General features: G+C 60.4%; 11 protein-coding genes and 3 pseudogenes. 6 read left to right on the top strand and 8 right to left on the bottom strand.

Going from position 1 to position 16,939, the window contains the following annotated elements; genetic code table 11:
• Window positions 1-232: 232 nt before the first annotated feature.
• The gene (locus H5395_RS15990) at window positions 233-3,412 is read right to left on the bottom strand and encodes a glycosyltransferase family 2 protein (protein ID WP_182793552.1); all 3,180 of its coding nucleotides are present in this window, start codon (window positions 3,410-3,412) and stop codon (window positions 233-235) included.
• Between the two features lie 296 nt (window positions 3,413-3,708).
• A pseudogene (locus H5395_RS15995) lies at window positions 3,709-4,872 on the bottom strand (IS3 family transposase).
• Window positions 4,873-4,897: 25 nt separating this feature from the next.
• Between H5395_RS15995 and H5395_RS16000 the strand changes: the two are divergent.
• From H5395_RS16000 to H5395_RS16015, 4 genes and pseudogenes are all read left to right on the top strand, one after another.
• Window positions 4,898-5,104: pseudogene (locus tag H5395_RS16000) on the top strand (integrase core domain-containing protein); the annotation flags it as partial.
• Between the two features lie 344 nt (window positions 5,105-5,448).
• A complete protein-coding gene (locus tag H5395_RS16005; protein ID WP_182793553.1) occupies window positions 5,449-6,846 on the top strand; it encodes a trypsin-like peptidase domain-containing protein in 1,398 nt (465 codons plus the stop codon).
• A 532-nt stretch (window positions 6,847-7,378) separates the two neighbouring features.
• Window positions 7,379-10,042 (top strand): penicillin acylase family protein, encoded by a 2,664-nt coding sequence (locus tag H5395_RS16010; RefSeq protein WP_255434989.1) that lies wholly within the window; start codon window positions 7,379-7,381, stop codon window positions 10,040-10,042.
• A 263-nt stretch (window positions 10,043-10,305) separates the two neighbouring features.
• Window positions 10,306-10,449, top strand: a complete 144-nt coding sequence (locus tag H5395_RS16015; protein WP_182793555.1) for a hypothetical protein — start codon at window positions 10,306-10,308, stop codon at window positions 10,447-10,449.
• Between the two features lie 576 nt (window positions 10,450-11,025).
• Here H5395_RS16015 and H5395_RS16020 read toward each other — a convergent pair.
• Window positions 11,026-12,141 carry an asparaginase gene (locus tag H5395_RS16020; RefSeq protein ID WP_200559332.1) on the bottom strand — a complete coding sequence of 372 codons (1,116 nt, stop codon included), beginning with the start codon at window positions 12,139-12,141 and terminating at the stop codon, window positions 11,026-11,028.
• A gap of 148 nt (window positions 12,142-12,289) precedes the next feature.
• Here H5395_RS16020 and H5395_RS16025 point away from each other — a divergent pair.
• A pseudogene (locus H5395_RS16025) lies at window positions 12,290-13,541 on the top strand (IS3 family transposase).
• Between the two features lie 63 nt (window positions 13,542-13,604).
• Window positions 13,605-14,249, top strand: a complete 645-nt coding sequence (locus H5395_RS16030) for a hypothetical protein (protein WP_182793556.1) — start codon at window positions 13,605-13,607, stop codon at window positions 14,247-14,249.
• A gap of 426 nt (window positions 14,250-14,675) precedes the next feature.
• Here the strand turns inward: H5395_RS16030 and H5395_RS16035 are convergent, their stop codons facing one another.
• From H5395_RS16035 to H5395_RS16050, 5 genes are all read right to left on the bottom strand, one after another.
• Window positions 14,676-15,083 carry a type II toxin-antitoxin system VapC family toxin gene (locus H5395_RS16035; RefSeq protein WP_182793557.1) on the bottom strand — a complete coding sequence of 136 codons (408 nt, stop codon included), beginning with the start codon at window positions 15,081-15,083 and terminating at the stop codon, window positions 14,676-14,678.
• Complete coding sequence (locus H5395_RS16040) at window positions 15,080-15,340, bottom strand: antitoxin (RefSeq protein WP_182793558.1); 261 nt, start codon at window positions 15,338-15,340, stop codon at window positions 15,080-15,082. Before H5395_RS16040 ends, H5395_RS16035 begins: the two co-directional genes overlap by 4 nt.
• A gap of 65 nt (window positions 15,341-15,405) precedes the next feature.
• Complete coding sequence (locus tag H5395_RS19585; protein WP_370576486.1) at window positions 15,406-15,534, bottom strand: WGR domain-containing protein; 129 nt, start codon at window positions 15,532-15,534, stop codon at window positions 15,406-15,408.
• Entirely contained in the window at window positions 15,534-15,719 is a 186-nt protein-coding gene (locus tag H5395_RS18570; RefSeq protein ID WP_220495089.1) for a hypothetical protein, read from the bottom strand. Before H5395_RS18570 ends, H5395_RS19585 begins: the two co-directional genes overlap by 1 nt.
• On the bottom strand, window positions 15,716-16,288 hold the full coding sequence (locus H5395_RS16050; protein ID WP_182793559.1) for a recombinase family protein: 573 nt from the start codon (window positions 16,286-16,288) through the stop codon (window positions 15,716-15,718). The genes H5395_RS18570 and H5395_RS16050 overlap by 4 nt, the downstream gene beginning before the upstream one ends.
• Window positions 16,289-16,939: the final 651 nt, after the last annotated feature.

Genomic DNA, 16,939 nt, shown 5'->3' on the forward strand with positions numbered 1-16,939 from the left:
AAACCCCCACCAGACCGGGGCCGCCCCCAACCCCATCCTTGCCGCAGGTGCGTCGGCAACTCGCGGCCACACTCAGCGCCTTTGCACGGCTTTGTCCCCACTGCCGCAAGCCCGTGCCCTATCACCTCCGGCTATGAAGGTGGCAGAGTAGTGATAGGTCGAAGCGCACAACCGGGCGGCCCTGCTGCGGCGCAGGGGCTAACGCCACCGCCACAGGCAGAGGTGTCAAGCTTCACTCAGCTTCGGCGAATGCCCTTACACGCTGGAAATGCTGCCGAACCGGGCTGTTTTCCGGTAACGCGGCAAGGCCCTGCTCTATGGCAGCCGCCTCGTCGCGCAGGCGCGCGCGGCCAGATTGCGGGTCCAACAGCAGTTGTACGGCGAGCTCCGTTAGGTCGAGCGCGGAGCCGACGCTAACATTCACTTGACCGGTCTGCGGGGTTGTCGCTACCCGGTTGTTCACATGCCGCTTGAAATCGTAGCGCTCTCCTGGCGACCTCACGACTTCTGCGATAGCACGGGCGGCCAGCAGGTCGGGGTCGATACTGTCCCCCATGTTGCAATGGAAATGCAGGAACAGCGCAGCCCGTTTGCGGATATCGCCCCCGTCGTCCAAAAAGGTCAACTCGCTCTCAAGAGCCTGCTTGAGAGCATCCTTGCCATCGGTGATTGAATAGGCCCCCAGCGGAAACTTAAACTTCGGAACGCGCTCGTCGATCGGATTATGATAGATTGCCGGACGCCCCATCGCCAGTGCCTCAAGGATGGTGGTACTGAAACGACTGATGAGAATCGTTCCTTCCTCGAGCAGGGAGTAGACGCTGTCCGTGCCGACATTGTAGCGCGACAGAACGCCCTTGTCGGCAGGGTGTTGCGTGATGATGTAATCCAACCCGGCCTCGGTGCAGGCCGCAACGGCGCTTTCGACGAACAGGTCGCGCCGATCCTCCAGCACACCATAGGTGAAGTTGACGTTGATTATGGCGCGCCGTTTGGTCGGCTGCACATAAGGCTGCGCCAGCCGCGACCTAACGTTGGGGAGCCCAACCACACGGGTTTCTCGGTCAGAATAGAAACCCTGCTGGTAGATGCCCGGCAGCAAAAGGTAATCAACGCTGCGATATGGGCGGCGTAGCGCCTTGCGATCCAAGTTCCAGTCATCGTTGATCCCTTCATAGAAACCAAACGTCGGGACGCCAAAGCCGAAGTTCTCGAAAATCAAGCGCTTCGTATAGGTGAGATCGTTCATGAAGACGAAAGCGGCCGCGTTTGTAGCGAAAGGCAGGGTCTCGGCAATATTGAACGACCGTAGATCCACATCAGCGTAAAGTGGCAGCTCGTCGTCCGGGAGCGGACGGTTTGAAGTGAAGGTAGTCGAACGTGAGGCGTCGATAATGACGCTGTTAATACCCATTAATCTTAGCTGACGCGCCACAGGAGCGGCGCTGCGTATGTGATAGTCCACCTCACAGAAGAATATTACTCTCTCGAAAAACTCGCAGGCAAAATCTTTCAGCCAAGGATTGAAGCAGAAATTATCCGGAACCTTTCCTAGCACAGTACTGCTAGCCGGTGCAGCCGTCGCTGCGCCAAGAATCTGCTTTTCTAGGTCAGGGGCCAATTTCTTTAGTAGCCCGGCTTCTTTTAACTCCATGATAAAAATACCAGCAAGAGCAATTCGCTCGTCTTTATCTTCTCCGCAATCACGAATTCTCCGCGCCTGCAACTGAAGCCAAGCTGACGCCTTCTTGTAAAACCTCTCCCGCTCTTCCGCCCTCCTATCTGACAGCATAGAGGCAACTACAGCAATGGCGCCGACAGAGTCCAACAGCTTCTTTTCGTTGATCGAGTTCACCGTCGAGTCATTGCGGTCAATATAATAATACAACACCTCCTTGGTAACTACATGGGACTGCGAAGCTAGGAAGACACGAATATTGAAATCTATATCCTCGAAGTACACCCCTTCTCGGAAGCGAATCTGATTTTTTTCGATCATCTCACGAGAAATCAACATACCGAACGACCACCAGCCGATGCAGTTCTCCAGCGCAGCCAAGGCCAGGGTTGATTTCACGTGACGATTGCTGACTTCCCATCTGGTCGGCTTGTCAAACTGTGTCCTGACGTGCTGGCAGACCGTAACGTCGACCTTATCGCCGGAACCGAGCATAAATTCCAATGCATCTGCCCGCAGATAATCATCAGAGTCAACAAATAATATAAAACGTCCTCTCGCAGCATCTAGCCCACTATTGCGCGCAGCTCCCTGCTTTCTATTTTTCTCATGGCGTATAATGCGAAGATTCTTAATTTTTTCCTGATAGGACTCGATCAGCTTCACAGTATTATCGGTCGAAAAATCGTCGACACAAATTACCTCAAAGGAGGACTGGTTTAAGGTTTGAATTCTCAAAGCCTCTAGACACGGCTGTATGAAATCTGCACTATTATAACAGGGAATGATTACTGAAATTTCTAGAGACCGATTTCGGTAAGTATCATTGGCGATGGCGATTTCTTTTGCAAGACTATGGAGACTCTGGGCGAACGCCGAGTCTCTCTCAGAAATCCGTGCCTCAAGCGCCTCATAGCGCTTCTGTGCGTCAATATAGTCGCGTAGGTAGGCATCAGCAACGGCACGCTCGCCCTTGTAGATGTCCGATGCCAGCGAGGAGGCTTTCCGTTGAGGGATGGTAACTGGATACGGCGACTCCTTTTTCAAGGCCTCGACTAAGGGAGCCTTGTGGAAAATAGGAAGTTTCGATGCCTTGCCGAGGTTCCGGACCGGGATCTGTTTTTCCAAAGAAAGCTCCAGCGCTCTCTGCCAACTTAACAAATGCCAACTACTTCCCCGTGGCTCACTATAAATGTCACCAACTTCCTGATATTCCGGGAAAAAGTAGTTTGGATGATCTTTGATTGGCTGGCGCACCTTGTAGATGACGTTAGTTTCGAAATCTACCCCCAATTCCAAGGATTTAAATTCCTCGCGCGTGATGCGGGTTGCTTCTTTTAGAGGCTTGTAGTCAAGGTCGATACCGATGATGAATATCTGTTCGTATCCGTATTCAACCGCTTTTCGAAAAGCAAAATCTCCCGTTGAGCTATGGGACACAATTTCAAGACGTGGATGCTGAATAATTGGTATGGGAAAGAAGAACTTACGAACGCCCACTGCTTCGTCCAGAATTAGTTGCCTCAGGTAGTGTTCTTTGCTTTTCACGACCTTCTTATCGGCGCAAATGTAGAAAGTTGGCCACCAGTTTATCTTGCTAAAGTACTTGTAGGATAGTCCCATGCCAAAAGTATCAATATGAGACGGGATGTTATGGAAGCCAAAATCGGCCAGCTCTTTCGTGGAGGGTCCATTACCTATGATGAGCATGGTGCGATTTTGCTGTTGTGCCATAATCTTTTTTCCTTGAGGGCCAGCATGAAGTACTGCTCTTGCTTCAAGAGTTAATGCTAAGTCAAGCTTATTATCTCGGCCATTCCTGACATTTTCTTCCTAAACTTCTCAGTGAAGTTACCTGTGACCGGCGTTGTTGCGCAACCCTTGAAGAGAGGGGGCTCGCGTGGCGGGTCTGCCTGCTTATCTTGTCATGCGACGCTACAAACTGGCCCTCTGACGACATGAGGAACTGACCCCGCGAAGAACCGGGAGGGAAGCTTGGATGGCCTGCTGCCGGTTTCGTGGACAGCAGGTCAAGCCCGCATGGCACGGGCCTCGAACTCCATGGGCTGAGATAGCCCAGTTTCGAGTGGCGGCGACGCGGGTCGTAGAAGCGCTCGATGCAGTCGAACACGTCGGCACGGGCCTCATCACGGGTGCGGTAGACCTTGCGGGCTGTCCGCTCGGTTTTCAGCGACGAGAAGAAGCTCTCGATCGCGCGTTGTCCCAGACATTGCCGGCCCGGCTCATCGAGCGAGTGATGCCATTGTCGGCCAGAAGGCGCTGGAACTGCTCGCTGGCGTATTTCGAGTCCTGGTCCGAATGGTGCAGCAGGGCGTCAGCCTTGCCGCGCCGCCAGACTGCCATCATCAGCGCATCCATGACCAGTGACGCATCTCGGTCGGCCTTCATGGACCAGCCGACTACGCGACGAGAGAGGAGATCCAGCACGACGCCAACGTAGAGCCAGCCTTCCGCGGTCCGGATGCAGGTGAAACCGGTGGGCCACTTCCGGTTCGACCGGCCCGCCTCGAAGTCGCGGCCGAGGATGTTGTTGACGATCACCGGGCGTTCGCCATCGTCCTTGGGCTTCCCGCGCCGCTTTGGCCGCGCCTTGAGCGCATCCTGCCGCATCAGCCATTCGATCCGGTGCACGCCGCAGGCCAACCCGTCCTCAAGCACATCGCGCCAGACACGCCGAGCGCCGTAGGTGCGGTCGCTGGCCTTGAAGCTCTTGTCGACCGCCAGGATGAGCTTCGCGTCCTGCCTCGCCCGCGCTGACTGGCCGGTTGAGCCAGGCATGGAGGCCCGAGCGCGAGACCTCCAGCACCTGGCAGAGCCAGCTGAGCGGCCAGATGTGACGGTGTCTGGCGATGAAGGCGAACCTCATGTCGCCTCGCGCGCGAAAAAAGCTGCCGCCTTCTTCAGGATGTCACGCTCCGCCCGGAGCCGGGCGACCTCTTTCTTCAGCGCCGCGATCTCGGCCAGATCGGCCCGCATCTGCCCGCATCTGCCCGCATCTGCCCGTTGCCGGGAAACGCCGCGGCTGGCGCAGCCGTCAACTCCCGCATCCAGCGGCGCCACACGCTCTGGGCGACATCCAGGTCACGGGCGGCTTGCGCCACCGCTACGCCGCGCTCGGTCACCAGCCTGACGGCCTCGACCTTGAACTCGCCGCGGAACTTCCGTCTCGTCATATCCACTTTCGGGTCCCTTGGTCACGATCTTATCTTCGTGTCCACGAAACTGGCAGCAGGCCAATATGAAGAGGTCTACCTGCGCGCCTATGCCAGCGTCTCGGAGGCTCGGGACTCGATCGACCGCTACGTCGGCTTCTACAACAGCACCAGACCTCATTCATCGCTTGGCGGGCAGACACCTGACCGGGCCTACTTCAACCAGCTGACGCCAATCCCGGCGGCGGCGTAACCAAGCCGGACATCCACTTAGCAGCAACCCGGAAAATGTTCAGACAAACCGAGCCATCTCTATCAACATGCTTCCAGCTGACCAACTGCAACAGCGGATCGCGGCGTGCCGGCGTGTTAACGTCACCGGACCTTCTACAGTCACTCCTGCCAGTCAATCGCTGATAACGATATAGGACCCGGTTTCGGTGACAAACTACTGTTTCAACATCTACGATCACTAGGTCCAGCTTTCTTCGCTTGATATAGCTGGCCTCCAGAGAGCGTACCTGCAATAGTCGGGAATGAGTAAGTCGATCAATGGTGGCATCGAGAGACTTTGGAGCTGCCGGGGTCGCCAGTGAGATGGCGCAGACTGAGGGCGGACCAATGCAGATACATAAGAGCTTGCTGCATGCCGGTGGGAGTATAAGCTTGTGGGCGGCCGCCTGCATCTTGTTGCCGGGGACGTTGCTGGCACAGAGCTACGATCCGACAGAGGGGAAGTTGGCAGACTACCTTGCCGACCGGACGGTGTTGATCAAGATGTCGTGCCAGCCTGAGGTGAGAGCGGGTCCTGATGTCGATATAGGCTTGATCCCTGTGGAGCAGCGCGTCAGCTGGGGCACCGGGGTGCTCATCCGGAAGGATGGCTACGTGGTGACAACCCATCATACGCTGGCCGAACTGTTCGAAGAGAGTGAAGAGCAGACATTCCGCACAGTGCGCTATACCACCGCTTGCGATCCAGACCAGGTGAGGATCGGCTTCTTCCGTACCAATGATCTGCCGAAAGCAGCAAGCGGAGGTGATCCGACGTTTCCCGAGGACAGCAGCGCCCCCAGGGACGACACTCGCGCCGCCGCTGCCGACGTGCTGTTCGTGAAGGCGAATACGTTCGGCGACGATGATCTGCCTTTTATATGCAAGCACGAGCTCTACCAGTCTGATACGGCGTTCGAAAACCTGCCGATACACGTCAGGCAGATCGAGATCCAAAAAGAAGGCCAGTTCAGCTTGCGGTTTCGGGACGGGCTGGCCTCCTCCGAGCATGGCCGCGGACGAGCCGCCAACTTCTTGGTCATGGATATTCCGGCGCAACCTGGCGCGAGCGGGGCGGCGGTGGTCGATGAGAGCGGCCGGATCGTTGGGCTCGTTCACGGCTACTCGGAGATGTCCAACCCGGAGGGAAACGATAACTACCTGATCCCTTATCGCCTGTTCGATGACGTCCTAAAAGACTATGCCGATCCGTGTGAGGAGGAAAGTCCCTCGGATCGAGATGTTGCGGCAGAGGAAAATTGGAATGCTTCCAGAGATCCAGATCAGGTACGGAAAATCGAAAGTAGGATCTCGGCAAACTGCCGGCAAATTGAGGCTTGGCCATACGAGAGCCCAGATGACGAAATCGTTCAAGAACTTGAGTATATTGCTCGTCGTTATGGATCAGTTCTACAGGTTAGAGTTCTCTCAAGTTTGAAACGTTGCCTAGGGGCGGCGTACTTGGTAAGATCACCAATACCGGATAGTATTCGCCAAGCACTTCCCTTTTTTAACGAGAGTTTAGCTCTCGATCCTAGTCAAGACGTCTTGAGTGAAAACGTCGCATTTCTTGAGAATGTGCTTCGAATCCGTAGCGCAGATGGGGTGACGATGTTTACAAATATACTTGAGATAATTCTTGGAGGCCCAGATCTTGATATACCTGGCTTAGCAAAGCAGTATTTCGACCAGGCTGCAGGTTTGATCCCGAAGGAGAATTGAGGCAGTTGCTTCCTGACTTGTGTAGGACAGTGACAAACCAGGCCACGAAGCGCAGTGTGGTGCCGCTGCGCCGGAGCAAGACCCGGCCAGTAGGTAGGCTGTTTTCTATTTGGGGGAACTGCCGGGGATGTTCGCCTTTTGATCTGGCACGGGGAATCTGAACAGGGAGGTTGAGTGGACGCAGGAACTGCAGCAGGATGTCGGGCTCGGCGCAGCCCTCGCGGCGGGTGCCGGTCTTCTTCTCGGCCCGTACCACCTGACAGCCAGCCACCCGAAGAGCGGCTTCCTGCAGGGACAGGTCCTGATCGGTCGATGACACGCGGGCGTAGCCGTAGAGGGTCATGGGAGGCGCCTCTGTCCAGCTGAAGTCTAGACCCAGTCACGCTACTGTCCGAAACCAGCAAGATAACCCTGATCGAACGCAAGAGGATGTCCGACGGGGCTGCTCTTCTGAGGTATACCCCCAGCACGGCTCATCTATGCAGCGGCTCTGAGTCAGGCCACAGTCAGGTGATCTACGGAAGGAGACATGATGTTCAGGCACGCACTCACGTCGGCATTGGCATTGGGGACCGCTTTCGGCGCAGTTCCTGCGCAAGCCGAGATCAGATCGGCCGTCACGCGGGAGACCCGCAGCGTTGCCGGGCTGGAACAACCGGCAGAAATCATCATTGACCATTGGGGCGTGCCGCATATTTATGCAGGCAGCGATCGCGACGCGCTGTTTCTGCAAGGCTACAATGCCGCACGCGATCGGCTGTGGCAGATCGACCTGTGGCGCAAGCGCGGACTGGGGCGGCTGGCGGAAAGCTTCGGTCCGACCTTCGTGGACCAGGACCACGCCGCGCGAACGTTCCTTTATCGAGGTGATATCGAACCGGAATGGGCGGCTTACGGTCCGAACGGCCGCAGCTATGCCGAGGCCTTCGTGCAAGGCGTCAACGCCTATGTCCAGCAGGTGCTGGACGGACGGGCTGAGCTGCCTGTCGAGTTCCAGTTGACCGGCTCGCAGCCCGAACTGTGGGCGGTCGAGGATGTGGTCCGCATTCGCAGCCACGGCTTGACTCGCAACGCCAGTTCCGAAGTCAGCCGCGCGCAGATCACCTGCGCCGAAGGGATCGAGGCCGATCGCCTGCGTCAGCGGCTGGAGCCTGAATGGACCCCGACCGTGCCCGAGGGGCTGGACCCCTGCACGATCCCGGCGGACGTGCTGGACGTTTATGAGCTTGCCACGCAGAACGTGAAGTTCGAGGCACCGCCCGAAGCCGAAGCAGAAGCCGGGACCGATGCGGAACCTCCAGCCGCCTCCACTGCCGCACCGCCGCTCGGGACAGAGACCCCACCTGCGGCAGAACGGCCCGCCGAGACCCCGGAAACAGTACCGGGGGCCGGCGCGCCAGCAGCATCTTCACCTCCTGCAGGGGCCGTCCCGGCCAACGGCGCCCCGGCCTCCTCGACAGATCCTGCCGCATCACCCGCGCATGAGGACGGACAAAGCTCGGGCAACCGCAGCAGCAGCGCGCTTGAGCCTGCGGATTTTCTCAAGGTCACCTCGTCCAACGTGCAGGAGATCGGGTCCAACAACTGGACCATCGCGCCCTCGCGCACCGAGACGGGGCGCCCAATCCTGGCCAACGACCCGCACCGCGCCCATGGCGTGCCGTCCCTGCGCTATGTCGTGCACCTGAACTCGCCGAACATGTCGGTGATCGGGGCCGGGGAGCCGGCACTGCCGGGCGTCTCGATCGGCCATAACGGCAAGATCGCCTACGGGCTGACGATCTTCGCGGTCGACCAGGAAGACCTCTATGTTTACGAGCTGAACCCCGAAAACCCGGACCAGTATCGCTACAACGGCGAATGGGTCGACATGGAGGTCGTGGAAGACACCATCAACGTCCGTGACGGCGCGCCACAGCAGGTGACGATGAAGTTCACCCGCCACGGACCCGTCCTGAAGGTGGACGAGGACAACAACCGTGCCTTCGCCTTCCGCAGCGTCTGGTTCGAGCCGGGAACATCGGCCTACTTCGGCTCGGTCGACTACATGGGGGCGCAGAACTGGGACGAGTTCTCGGCCGCGATGGAACGCTTCTCGACGCCATCCGAAAACCAGGTCTATGCCGATACCGACGGCAACATCGGCTGGATCGTCGGCGCCATGACACCACAGCGCGAAAACTGGGACGGGTTGCTGCCGGTGCCGGGCGACGGACGCTATGAGTGGGGGTTCCTTGAACGGGAGAAGCTGCCATCGGCCTACAACCCCGAAAAGGGCTGGTTCGCCACTGCCAACGAGATGAACCTGCCGGCGAACTATCCCTACAAGGACTACAAGGTCGGCTTCGAATGGTCGGACCCGTCCCGCATCCAGCGGATTTCCGAAGTGCTGAGCGCCGATGATCAGGTATCGCTTGCCGATTCCATGGCGCTCCAGAACGACGATCACAGCGTCATGCAGCGCCGCGTGGTCGATCTGATGAAGGGTTTGAGTCTGCCGGAAACCGCATCCCAGGCCGACCGCGACGCGCTGGCCCTGATCCAGGGCTGGGACGGCGTGACTTCGGCCGACAGCGCCGCGGCCGCAGTGGCCGAGACGATGCTGAGCAAGTATCTGGTGCCCACCACGGCGCCCCGCGTGTTAGGCGAGGACTTGGCCGAACTGCTGGGACGCGGCGCGATCTCGTCGGTGATGGATCTTCTGGCGCAGCCTGACGAAAGGCTGGGCGACAATCCCGGACAGGCGCGCGAAGACATCCTGGCTACTGCCCTGTCGGGCGCCGTTGCTGAAACGACCGAACGGCTGGGCAGCGACATGTCGGAGTGGCGCTGGGGCGATCTGCACAAGGGCAAGTTCACCCATGGCGTCGCGGGTCTGGCCCAGCCGGGTTTCTCCAGCCAGATGAACGTGGGCCCGCTGTCAATGGGCGGCTCGGCCTACAGCCCGCGGGCGGCCAGCTACAACGACAGCTTCGAGGTCACCTCGGGCGCGTCGTTCCGCATGGTTCTGGATGTGGGCAACTGGGACGCAAGCCGGTTCATCAACACTCCCGGCCAATCCGGCGATCCGATGAGCCCGCACTACCGCGACCTCGCGCCACTCTGGGCGGCCGGAGACTATGCACCGCTGATCTATTCCCGCGAGGCTGTCGAGAATGCGGCCGCGCACATGATCTCCCTCACTCCGGGGAACTGATTACAGGCTGATGGGCAGGGCGCTACCATCATGATGGTGGCGCCCTAGTTTAGACACTTGGCAGATACTCAGAGCCATTTGCGCAGCCAGAATGGCGCAATATGGCACGATCATGTGTGATCGGAACACCGCTTGCGGGTCACCTCCGAAGGAGTGGCAAGATCATGCCCGATTTCACTGCCCACAAACACCCCGTTCTGACCGTCCGTTGCCCGACCTGCGGCATGGCCCCCGGCCTCTGGTGCCGACGCCCGGACGGCCACATGGCCTCCGATCTTCACGCCGGTCGCCAAGCCGAGGCCGACCGGCTGTTCATCGAGCAGCACGGCGAACTGACCCGCGCGCCCGCGCCCGTGATTGAGGTCCGTCATGCAGCCGTAGCGACGCGCCGGCTGGACCCTGCCTGACTGGACTGCCCATGCTTGGACGCCGGAACACAATCCGCGCTACAGTCGCCAGATCAACGCCGCGTGCGCCCGGAACATCGAGCAATTCCCGCGCGAGCTGGTCGCGGTCGAGTTGGACACCGCCACACTTCTGTCCCTGCGCGCTGCAGCACCACTCTCGCCGCTTCGGCTGTCCGCATCGCGAGAACTGCGCCGGTCACTGGACTCCATTGCGATCATGGGCGTGAACAACCAGCTTGCCTGCCTCGGCCGCATCCAGGGCCGCAACGCTGCCTGACCCCTTTCCTTCAGGCCGGAGGATCAACTGGTCTTGTCTCACGCAATGCCTTCTTTTTGCCGATCGGGGTACCGGTCTGGCGCACCGGTTCCCCAATCATGGCGCTGCCCGCGCCGGGGCCGCTGCGCTGCTTGTGCGTCCCAGGGATGCAGACCTTACGCACCGAGATAGATCGATGGTTGTTGGGGGCATAAGGTGGCTATCGCGGTATATGGCCGAGGTGGAGTTTTGATGCTCAACCACGAGCCATGGGAACACCCGATGACCACGATCAACATGGACCTGTCTCCCACGGGTAATTACCGGTCGAAATAGGACTTGATCTTATCTCTGTCGGTAGTTTCGGCCAGCGCCAGCATCAGCAGGATGCGCGCCTTTGACGGCGACAGGTCATCGCCGAAGATCGCGCCAAGCTCCTCGGTCGTGGCGCCGCCGCCGACGAAGCCGTAGTTTGGCTGGACGCTGCCGTCCGGCACTCGCGAGGTGATCACGACGGGCACCCCCTTGCCGATTGCGTACTTGATCGCCTCGTACATCGGCTCGTTCACGTTGCCCCAGCCGAACGCCTGGATCACGATCCCTTTGGCGCCGTCGTCGGCCGCCTGCCGCACGTAGCCGCCGTCGGCACCCGTATACATGGCGATGAGGTCGACCCGAGGCAGCGTCTCGGGCAGCGGCAGGGGCGGGTGCTGCAGCGGCTCCTGTTGAAAGGCGACATCGTCGCGATCGACATAGCCGATCGGGCCATACAGCCCTGATCCAAAGGCGGCGACGTTGCTGGTATTCGTCTTCCGCACCGCCCGGGCGGGATGGATGACATGGTTCATGTTGACGGTGACCCCCTTGCCGCCCGAATCCTCGTCGAGGATCTGCTTCACGGCATTGGTGATGTTGCGCGGGCCATCGCTGTCTGGCTCCGATGCGCTTCGGAGCGCACCGACCAGCACGACCGGTTTGTCGCTTTGAACCGTGAGGTCGAGGAAGTAGGCGGTCTCCTCGATCGTGTCCGTCCCGTGCGTGACGACGACGCCCTTGACGTCTGGATCAGCCAGTTGCTCCTGGATCGTACGGGCGAGATTTGGCCAAAGGTCTGGGCCCATGTATGGGCTCGGGACATTGCTGAATTCCACCACTCCGATGTCGGCCAAGCCGGCGAGCGCCGGCACCGCGGCCACCAGATCCTCGCCCGAGAGCGCCGGGACCGGGGCGCCGGTTTCGTCCACCGTCATCGCAATCGTGCCGCCTGTCGCGACGACGGTCACGTTGGGAAGGTTCCCGCTGTCCGCCGCATTCTGGGCGCTGGCCGCGTTCTGGTTTGCGGCCGGCTGTTGGGCCACCTCCTGGGCGGCTCCCGGACCTGCGGTGTGCATTGCGGCGAAGAGTGCGGGGATGGCGAGAAGATAACGAGGCTTCATGGCGTAATCCTTCGAAATCGCGGGTGTTCGTGAAGGAGGGCACCTTCAAGGAGAAAAGCTAACACTGCGGCGTCGCCGGTGCGAGTGACCTGCCGCGGGCTTTTTCCTCCACCTGCGATGAGAGTCCGCCCCCAGGAGAGGACGGACGATGAAGAAGGCGCGACGGACCGAGGAGCAGATCATCGGCATCCTGCAGGAGCATGGTCGACGTCTACGTCGACGGCGCGAAGGTCGTTGACCTCTGCCGCAAGCACGGCATGTCGGAAGGCACGTGTCTCAGCGTGGAAGGCGAAGTATTCCGGGATGACGGTATCAGAGGCCAAACGGCTGAAGGCGCTCGAGGACGAGAATGCGAAGCTTAAGAAGCTGCTGGCCGAGCAGATGCTCGAGATGGCGGCGATGAAGGAGCTGCTGTCAAGAAAGTGGTTATGAGGCGGATCAGAAAACAGTCCGGGGGACTGTTTTCCCGCCGATTGGCCCGCCGTGAAGCGCGAGGCAGTCGCGCATCTGCAGGCCCGGTTGGGCCTGTCGGAACGGCGGGCGTGCCGGACTTCCGGGGCGGATCGCAAGATGGTCCGTGACCTGCCGCAGCGGCCATCTGACACGGCCCTGCGCGGACGGCTGCGGGATCTCGCCAACGAGCGGCGGCGGTTCGGCTACCGGCGTCTGTTCGTGTTGTTGCGCCGCGAAGGCGAACCCTCGGGCATCAACCGCATCTACCGGCTCTCCCGCCAGGAAGGGTTAACCGTCCGTAAACGCAGCGCACGCCGCAAGGCGATCGGCACACGGGCCCCGATCCTGGTCGAGGCGCGGGACAATGCCCGCTGGTCGCTCGACTTCGTGCATGACCAGTTCGCCTGCGGGCGGCGGTTCCGGGTGCTGAACGTGATCGACGACGTGACCCGTGAATGCTTGGCAGCCATCCCTGACACGTCGATCTCGGGCCGCCGCGTGGCCCGGGAGCTGACGGCGCTGATCGAACGGCGAGGCACGCCCGGCATGATCGTTTCTGGCAACGGGACGGAACTGACCTCGAACGCCATCCTCAGATGGTGCGCCGAGAACAGGCTCGCGTGGCACTACATCGCGCCAGGCAAGCCCATGCAAGACACGGCTTCGTCGAAAGCTTCAACGGCCGGATGCGAGATGAATTCCTCAACGAGACCCTGTTTCGAAACCTCGCCCACGCCCGCGAGCTGACCGCGGCTTGGGTCACTGACTACAACACCGCGCGGCCCCATTCGGCCCTCGGCGACCAGACCCCCGCCGGGTTCGCCCTGCACCTGAACACCGCAATCGCCCGACCCGCTGCACGCCATGAGAGTTCCGCGCGCCGGGCGATTGCTCACCCCGCCCCAACAGGCATGAACCACCAACGGGCTCCGGTCGCGGCTGGATGAAGGACCCGTGGCAGGTCACGGATCAAGCAGGAGATCGCGGTAGCCTTCGGGCCGAAGACCTTCATGGTCCGGTGCGACATGGTGGATGACGCCATCGGCTACCGGGCGGCTTCGGTCACGGATTTCTGGACCGGGACATCGCGCTGGTCGGACGACAGCCAAAAGGTGGTCAGGGAGACGCTGGAGATGCTCGGCCCCAAGGCTTTCCCTTGGCTCAGGAAGGCGGAGAACCTCGTCCAGGACGTGGTCTCCTATGCCAAGACCACCATCATCCGATCGGTCGTTGTGGCGGTGGGCAACATCCTGTCCAACACCCTGCACTTGGCGCTGGCGGGCGCTCCCATCACCCAGATCGCCAAGGGCAGCCGGGCCAAGTTCTCGGAGAGCACCGAGTTCGTGAAGAACCGCGAGGAGCTGCAGCGCCTCCAGGTTCAGGCGGCAGCAGCGGCCTTGGATCCGCAGGCCATGAAGCCCATCGCCGCCCGTATCCGGGCGCTGGAGGAGGCCAACCGGCACCTTTCGATCGCCCCCTGCTGGAAGCGGGCGAGTTCGGCCCAGATCAGCAGGAAAGCCGCTGAAAGCGTTATCGAGATGCCCACGCGCCAAGCGCGATCGTTGCTCATCCTCAGAGCCAGTTCCCATCCGAGGCCGACGCCGCCGATCAGCATGGCTGCGGCGACGAAATCGAAGACGCCCCAGTTTACCTGATCGGTGACCTGCATTGCCAGCAGGGGCAACAGGATCGCAAAACCCCAAGCCACGATCCTCCAGAGGCGTGCTGAACCGACGCGCTGTGAACGTGCTGTCATCTGCCTGCCTGATTGCCTGACCGAGCCGACACTTTATCATCGCCTGAATGTCCCGCAACATCACGATGGGTTGCAGGAGCCCGAGATGTTCTTAGCGGGCGACAAGTTCCTCTTGGCCGCCACTGCTCAGAATCTGCGGCGGCTCTGCCTGCAGCCTGGCTGCACCCCCCCGACGAGTGCTCAAGCCCCAGCCTGACCGAGCCGGAAGCCTTGGAATTGCAGCCTCACCTGCCAGTGGCAGGGCTGCGGGCAACCGTACCCCTTCCAAGGTCCGTCAAAGCCCCGGACCCGGCTTCGATCGGCCTTTTTCAACAGAACTTGGAGATCATGCAGCGGTCCAGTCTTCGAGGCTCAGCCCGGCGACGCGAGAGAATTCGCCGATGTTGTTCGTCACCAGCGTCAGGTTTCGCGCTTTGGCCTGTCCGGCGATCAGCACATCATAGGGCCCGATGGGCGTGCCCTGCCGCGCAAGCTCTACCCGGATCTCCCCTGCGGCTCGCGCGTCCTCAGGGTCGAGGTCAATGATGGCGAGGTCGGCGAAGAGAAGCCGCAGGGTCTCCAGGTTGAAGGCAACTTTCTGACTGCGATAGGCCCCGTACCAGAGTTCATGCGCCACGATGGAGGAAATGGCGAGCGAGCCCGGCTCGGAGGCTTCAACCCGCCTGAGCAGTTCGGCGGAGAGTCGCCCGACAAGTGCAATCACAACGTTGGTGTCGAGAAGGTGTCGGATCATGAAAAGAGCTGGTCAAGGTCGGGACGCTGCTGTTCGGCGGGCTGTTCCCGGCCGCTGGTCAGGAAATCCTCGCTGAAGCCTCGCTCGACTGCTGCGTGCAGCGACGCCCAAGGCCTGTCTGTCGCCGGTTTCGGGCGCAGGATCAGAGCATCGCCTTCCCGCGAGATCTCGACCTCGCTGGCCTCGAGGCGGAAGTTCTTCGGCAACCGGACAGCCTGGGAGTTGCCCGAGCGAAACACCTTGGCAATATGCGGCATCGCAGCCTCCTGTGACTACATCATAGTATATACACAAGGGAGATCGTCGGAACAAGGTCAGGGCTTCAGGGCGTATAACCCCGTCTGCGCTTCAACTGCAGCAGAGCCTGGAAGGCGCTCTCCGCCTCACCGGGCTCCTCGTACCAGTCTGTAAGGCTGCGACCTGTGGTTCCGATCCGCACCCAATGGCGCACTATCCATGCTCGCCGAAAAGGCTGGTGGCCAGTTCCAAGCTGTAGAAGCGTTGCATATTGCAGGCGGGGTCGGTGCGGGTGAGCCGGACAGGCTCGGCAGGCGCATCCTCAGAGGCCTGGACTTCGGCGGATCCCGACGGATGCGCTGCCAGTCCCTCCAAAAGGTCGAACTGTTCTTCGCTCACGACAGGCTCTGCGCCCTTGCTCGGGGGAAGTAGGCATAGAAGGTGGCCCGGCTCACGTTCAGCCGCTTGGCGATTTGCGCCACGGGAAGGTTGGTGTCCTTGAGGAGGACCCGCGCCATCGCAAGGTCCTCCTCGGAAAGCTTGCGGCGTCGTCCGCCCTTGCGGCCCCGAGCAGCCGCGGCCTTCAGCCCCTCGATCGTCCGCTCGCGGTTGAGATGGAGGAAGTACTCGGCGATGGTGCCCAGGAAGTTGAACATCAGCCGCCCCGTCGGGGTCTCGGTGTCCACGGCCTCGGTCAGGGATCGGAGCCGGACCCCCTGCCCTTGCAGCTTGTGGGCCATGTCCAGAATCTCGCGCAAGCTGCGCCCCAGCCGGTCCACCTTCCAAACCACGAGTTGGTCTTCGGGGCGCAAGAATGCGAGCGCAGCTTCAAGCGCTGGACGCTTCGTGCCGGCGCGACCAGACTCCTTTTCCTCGAAGATGCGCTCGCAGCCGGCGCGCTGCAGGGCGTCGCGCTGCAGGTCCAGGTTCTGGTCGTTGGTTGACACGCGCGCATAGGCGATCAGCATGTCAGTTTAGTAGATCAACATGGTCTATCGGACAAATAATTCCCTGACACGGTTTTTGGACATAAAAGAGGTGAAAAGTCGGTGTCCGACCTGTCCTCGCCAAGGATGTCCAATATACGAACGCTTCTTGGACACACCCGCACACAGCGATCAACTTAAATCCGCTGCTTTTACTAGCAACTGCGTCTATCCGAAGGACTAATGTCGCCATGGCGTGCCAATCCCTAGCGACGGGTAATTTGGTCAGCCGCTGCCGTGTCACGAAGTGAAACAATGGCGTTGGCGAATTCATCCGCATGATCGGCTTGCAGAACAGCGTTCTCTGCGATTGCTTCTACCCCGTGCAAAGTTATGGACGTTGCCACCATGGCCTTTCCTAATTGTTCCATCCCGGATGATCACATAGACGGTCGCCGGGCCGCCTTGTTCATGGCAAGATCGATCCTGGGTGAGGTCCGGGACGGGAGTCGGGCCTGTTGATCTCTCTGCACAGGCAGGCAACCACGACACCGAAGATCCGGGCCGCCATCCAGGCGGGCACGGAGCCGGCTTGGATGGCGGCCGAGCGCTACGGCATCTCCGGGCAGACCGTCTGGAAATGGTGCAAGCGCGACGGCGTCCATGACCGGAGCCACACGCCGCACCGGTTGC

The organism is Paracoccus sp. MC1854 (assembly GCF_014164635.1).
Taxonomy (GTDB): Bacteria; Pseudomonadota; Alphaproteobacteria; order Rhodobacterales; family Rhodobacteraceae; genus Paracoccus.